This window comes from Gemmatimonadota bacterium, assembly GCA_016209965.1.
Taxonomy (GTDB): domain Bacteria; phylum Gemmatimonadota; class Gemmatimonadetes; order Longimicrobiales; family RSA9; genus JACQVE01.
On sequence record JACQVE010000270.1, the window covers coordinates 1 to 5,652 of the forward strand.

Sequence of the window (5,652 nt, forward strand, 5' to 3'; positions counted from 1 at the left end):
CCACCTGGAAGAGTAGCCGCACGTCGTCCACTGCCCCTGCCAAATCCCAGTCGGGCTTCACCTCGTCGGATGGCTTGTGGTAGTCCCGGGCCGTGTACTCGTCGCGCTTCGCCTGGCCGTAGCCCTCAGGCTGGCCGATGTAGTCCGTGCCGTTGTCCGTGTACAGCGCTGGCACTCCTTTCTTGGCAAACTCGAAGTGGTCTGACCGATAGAAGAACCCCTTCTCCGGCTCGGGGTCCGGCTCGATCCGCCGGCCCTGCTGCGCCGCCGCGGCCGCCAACAGATCGTCCAGCGTCGAGTTGCCGTAGCCCACGATCACGATGTCCCGCGTGCTCCCCCACTGGTTTACCCCGTCGATATTGATGTTGGCCAGCGTCTTCTCCAGCGGGTAAAGCGGGTCCTCCGCGTAATACTTGGCGCCCAGCAGCCCCTTCTCTTCCGCGGTGACCGCCAGGAACAGCACCGAGCGGGCCGGCGCCGGCCGGAGCCTGCCGAATGCCTCCGCCAGCTCGAGCAGCGCCGCCGTGCCCGAGGCGTTGTCCAGCGCGCCATTGAAGATCTGATCCCCGGCGAGGCTGCTGTCCCGCCCCAGATGGTCCCAGTGGGCAGTGTAGATGAGGTACTCGTCCCGGCGCGCCGGGTCCGACCCCTCCAGCTTCGCCACCACGTTGCGCGACCGCACCTGGCGCAGCGTGTTCCGCGCTTGGAACGTGGCCTTCGCGTTCAGCGGCACCGGCCGGAAATCCCTCGAGAGCGCCGCCTTCTTCAGGGCATCGAAATCCAGCCCCGCCGCGGCAAAAATCTGCTCGGCGCGCGGGCGCGTGATCCACCCCTCGATAGGCACGCGCCCCAGGTTCCGGTCCTCGGGCTGGATATCGAAGTTCTCGCCCCCCCAGCTCCCGGATACCACCTCGTAGGGATAGCCGGCCGGACCCGTCTCGTGCACGATGATCGCCGCCGCCGCACCCTTCGCCGAGGCGATCTCGTACTTGTACGTCCAGCGGCCGTAGTACGTCATGGCCCGGCCGCGGAACATGTTCTCGTCCAGCTTGCTCGGGTCCGCGGGGTCCGGGATGGCGGGGTCGTTGACCAGCATGATGATGGTCTTGCCACGCACGTCCACGCCCTTGAAGTCGTCCCAGCCGTACTCCGGTGCGACCACGCCGTAGCCCACGAAGACCACGTCCGAGTCGACGACATCCACTTCCGGGACCATGCGCCGCGAAACCGCTACGTAATCCGCCGGGAAGGAGAGGGCCATGCGCTGGCCGCCCACCTCCAGCTCAGCGGTGCTGCGGGTGGTAATGCCCACCAGCGGCACGGCTTGCGTGTAGCTGCCGTCAGGGTTGCCCGGCTGGAGCCCCAGGCTGCGGAACTGCTGCACCAGGTACTCCACCGCCAGCTCCTCGCCGCGGGTGCCCGGCGCGCGCCCCTCGAACTCGTCGGACGCCAGCATCCGTGTATGACGCATCAGGTCGTCGGCATTGATGCTGGCGGCGGCCGCCGGCGGCGCGGCGGGCTCCGGCGCCAGCTCCGGGGCGGCCGGGGAAGAGCCTGCTGCGCACGCGGCGCTCAGCCAGGCCAACGCGAGCAGGGACCAGGAGGGTTCATGGTATCGTTTCAACTCGTCCTCCTTACGCAAGAATGGCGGGCGACCCGCCCGGCACGGAAACAGCGGCTGCAGGTCGGCCTTGGGGGCGCGTCCGCTATATGACCCGGTTCGAACGGAGCGCGCAGTATACGGTGCCTGCGGCTCTGCGGGCAAACTGACGCGGCGGCCTAGGCGGCCTCGCGCTCCGTTGCGGGCAGCCGACCGCTCCCCTACATTTTCCTGGCGGCGCAACCTAGCGAGATCTCACGCCGTCGAGCTTCAGCCACCCTGCCCGGAATCATGGCCAGTATTCTCTGCGTGGACGACGAACCCGCGGCGCTGCTGGTGCTGCGCGACACGCTCGAGCGCGCCGGCCACCACGTCGTCGGCGTCCACAACGGGCCGGCTGCACTGAACGTACTGGCACGCGGCGGCATCGACCTGATCATCTCCGACTACCGCATGCCCGGCATGACGGGGCTCGAGTTCCTCAACCGGCTGTCCCACGAAGAGTATGATGTGCCGGTGATCATGGCGACGGCGTACGCCAGCATCGAGCATGCAGTCGCGTCCATCAAGGCCGGCGCCATCGATTACATCACCAAGCCTGTCCGGCCGCAGCCCCTGAAGCTGGCAGTGGAGCAGGCGCTCGAGTTCGCACGCCTCCGTCGTGAGAACGCCGTGCTGCGGGCGGAGGTGATCCAGCTCCGCAGCGACCGCGAGCTGGTAGGCGATAGCGAGGCGCTGCGCCACATCCTCGAGACCGTATCCGCCGTAGCACCCACCCGGGCGACGGTGCTGCTGCAGGGAGAGTCCGGCACCGGGAAAGAGCTTCTCGCCCGCTTGCTGCACGAGCTGAGTGACCGGCGCGACGGGCCGTTCATCACTGTCAACTGTGCGGCGCTCCCCGAGAGCCTGGTAGAGAGCACGCTCTTCGGCCACGAGAAGGGCGCCTTTACGGGCGCGATCCGCCAGGTCAAGGGGGCCTTCGAGCGCGCCCATCGCGGCACGCTGCTCCTGGATGAGGTGTCCGAGATGCGCGCCGATCTCCAGGCCAAGCTTTTACGCGTGCTCCAGGAGCAGGAGTTCGAAAGGGTCGGCGGGACGACTCTGATCCGCGTGGACGTACGCATCATCGCCACCACCAACCACAACCTGGCCGCCGAGGCGGAAAAGGGCGCCTTCCGCAAGGACCTCTACTACCGGTTGAGCGTGGTGCCCATTCGCGTGCCGCCGCTGCACGAGCGGCAGGAGGACATCCCCATCCTCGCGCAGCGCTTCGCCGCTCGCGCCGCCAGGGAACTTGGCCGAAAGATCTCCGGCCTCGCGCCCGAGACCGTCGAGCTGCTCCTGTCCTACCATTGGCCAGGCAACGTGCGCGAGCTGCTCCACGCCGTCGAGCGCGCCGTTATCCTGAGCCGCGGCGAGATCCTCGAGCCCCAGGCCTTCGAGCAGCTCGACCTCGGACCCGGTTCCCCCCACGAACTGCCCCAGGCCGGCGGCAACGCCGGCGAGCACGCCGCACCCGGCACAACGCCTGCCGCCACCCTCCATACCTACAACCTGGCCGAGGCCGAGCGCATCCTCATTGACCGCGCCCTCCGCGCCACCAACCAGAACCGCACGCGCGCCGCAGGGCTGCTCGGCATCAGCGACCGCACGCTCCGCAACAAGCTCAACAAGAAAGAGTAGTCGCTGCGCGCCCGCCGGGGCGGCAAAGTCTTCCCTGGACCCGGCAGAAGCTGCCGGTTAGCCGGTAGGACCGGTAGCCTGCTGCGCTGCTGCGCGCTTCACCGCGGGCGCGGAGTGGAGGCCGGTCCAGCCTCGTAACTCCCTATTCTGCAGAACAATAGCCCGTCAGGTCGCACCCTGCCGACGCCGCCCCCCGCGGCGCGCCCGGGATTGGAACACCGCTTGCGGTTACGGCCGGGCGCACGACCCGCCAGGCCCCGGGGCGAAGAGCAGGGCACGGCTCGCGGCTGCGAGTCGGCTTTTCTCCGCAAAAAAGAGGTGTGATCCCCTGGAATCCACGACGCAGTGGGAAATTTACCAGATCAGGGGCGACGCCGAGGGGCGGGATGCCTTCGTCCGCCGGCATTTGGGGCTGGTGCACCACGTTGCTCGCCGGCTGGCGCGCGCGCTCCCCGGTGACGCCCAGTTTGACGACCTGGTGAGCGCGGGCACCGTCGGCCTTATGCAGGCGGTGGAGACCTTCGACCGCGGCCGGGGGCTGGCCTTCAGCACGTACGCGGCGCCCCGGATCCGCGGCGCCATGCTGGACGACATGCGCCGCTGGGATCACCTGCCCCGCTCCATCCGCTGCAAGCAGCGGCAGATCAGCTCCGCGCGCGACGCTCTGCGCGCCTCGCTGGACCGCGAGCCCGACGATCGGGAGACCGCCGCCGAGTTGGATATCGAGGTGGAGAAGCTCTGGCGCTGGGAGGCGGAGATTCACCAGGCCCAGCAGGCGTCCGAGGACCGGCCAGCACAAACGGCCGAGGCTCGGGCCACGCCGCCGCCTGACCAGATACCGGCGGAGGACGCCGACGCCATGGAGAGCCGGCTCGATCACGAGCAGGAGGTCGATTTGCTGCGCGAGGAGATCCTGAAGCTCAAGGAGCGGCAGCGCGTTGTGCTATCGCTCTACTACTTCGAGGAGCTGAAGCTCCACGAGATCGCAGAGGTGCTCGGGCTCACCGAGTCCCGCGTATCGCAGATCCGCTCTCAGGCCATTGCCGCGCTGCGCGCCGCGCTCGCGCGCCTGCGCGACCCTGATGGCTCGCCGCAGAGGTAAGAGTAGCGCCGCCACGCTAGAGCCCCCGCTCACGGGCGAACGGCAACCCCGGCAAGCGGAGCTCGTAGCGGCGAGACTCGGCCGGCCCCAGCAGGCGCAGCTCGCCGCCGGCCGCGGCCATAGCCTCCTGCACGGCGGCCATGGCGCCCTCAGCCGGTGGCGGCAGGTCCTCCTGGCCCGGGGAGTTTCTTCCCTCCGCCGGAGCCGCGCCCATGCCTATGACGACGAATTCGCCCTCCGCGCCGTATGTCAGGCGGACGCACGCATGTCCCGCCGCCCGCGCCTGCCGCGCCGCCGCCCCGAGCAGGATCAGCAGGCCCTTGGAAAGGCTCGACCAGTCGATCAGCACGGGGGGCGACGCCGCGTCACCTGTAACCTCGATGTCAACGTACTCCAGGCCGGGTTGCAGGCGCTGGAGCTCGAGCACGGGGGGGAGCAGCTCGGGAATACGGATGGGCTCCGGCTCGTCCCGCCGGCCGCTGGGCAGCAGCCGCAGCAGTTCGGCGAGCCTCTCCAGCCGCGCGATCTCCTCCGCCAGGAGCTGGCCTAGTGTATCATCGAGCTCACCGCCCCCGGTCGCGACGTGCAGCACGCCGGCCAGTGCGGCAATCCGGTCGTTCAGCTCGTGGCACAGGCCGCTGAGCAACCCGTCGCCGACGGTCTGCCACGCCTCGCTGGCGGCGAGGCGCGTCGCGGGAGAGGATGCCCCGGCACGCTCGCTCATCGGCCCATGTTGACCGGGCTAACCCTGCTCACCGCCAGCCGCTGCCTGCCCGGCCAGCCCTTCGATCAGCCCCACCATCGCGTCGTACTTGAACGGCTTCTTCAGGAAGCGCGCGCCGAACTCTGCTTCGATGCTGGCCCGGTCCCGCTCCACATCCCCGCTCATGAGGACCGCCCGGCCCTGCAGCCCGGGAAGTTGCTCCAGCCGCCTGAAGAGTTCGACGCCGTCGCCCGGCATGCGCGCATCCACCAGCGCCGCATCGAACTCCCCTTCGCCGGCCAGCCGCAGCGCCTCCTGGGCATCTTCCGCCACGACCACCTGGTGGCCGCGCCGCTCGAGCAGGCGCGAGAGGGTGTAGCGGACCGTGGGCTCGTCGTCCGCGACCAGGATCCTCAAGGTGCGCGCAGGCTTCTTGGTGTACCATGGGCTTCCAGGCTCTTCGTGGCCGGGCATGACCGGAGAGTACGCGCGCGGCGCGCTCCCCGACAACCGGCGCGCGCGCAGGGAGCGGAGGTGGACGAAGGGGCGGGGCTGGGCGGGAGC

Annotated in this window: 5 protein-coding genes; 2 read left to right on the forward strand and 3 right to left on the reverse strand. The window is 69.3% G+C overall.

The features are described 5' to 3' along the window. Positions 1-1,471 (reverse strand): M28 family peptidase (locus HY703_10740; GenBank protein MBI4545663.1); only part of this gene is annotated, 1,471 nt, incomplete at its 3' end. Positions 1,472-1,891: 420 nt separating this feature from the next. Here HY703_10740 and HY703_10745 point away from each other — a divergent pair. Next, complete coding sequence (locus HY703_10745) at positions 1,892-3,283, forward strand: sigma-54-dependent Fis family transcriptional regulator (GenBank protein ID MBI4545664.1); 1,392 nt, start codon at positions 1,892-1,894, stop codon at positions 3,281-3,283. A 157-nt stretch (positions 3,284-3,440) separates the two neighbouring features. Continuing rightward, positions 3,441-4,385: a FliA/WhiG family RNA polymerase sigma factor gene (locus tag HY703_10750; GenBank protein ID MBI4545665.1), complete on the forward strand. Its 945-nt coding sequence runs from the start codon at positions 3,441-3,443 to the stop codon at positions 4,383-4,385. 16 nt (positions 4,386-4,401) lie between these two features. Here the strand turns inward: HY703_10750 and HY703_10755 are convergent, their stop codons facing one another. Beyond that, positions 4,402-5,109, reverse strand: coding sequence for a hypothetical protein (locus HY703_10755; GenBank protein ID MBI4545666.1), 708 nt, complete (start codon positions 5,107-5,109; stop codon positions 4,402-4,404). An 18-nt stretch (positions 5,110-5,127) separates the two neighbouring features. After that, positions 5,128-5,505 (reverse strand): response regulator, encoded by a 378-nt coding sequence (locus HY703_10760; GenBank protein MBI4545667.1) that lies wholly within the window; start codon positions 5,503-5,505, stop codon positions 5,128-5,130. Positions 5,506-5,652: the final 147 nt, after the last annotated feature.

Excerpts from the sequence above, each read along its gene's own strand:
- HY703_10745 (MBI4545664.1), top strand. The coding sequence starts at position 1,892 with ATGGCCAGTATTCTCTGCGTGGACGACGAACCCGCGGCGCTGCTGGTG.
- HY703_10755 (MBI4545666.1), bottom strand. The coding sequence starts at position 5,109 with ATGAGCGAGCGTGCCGGGGCATCCTCTCCCGCGACGCGCCTCGCCGCC.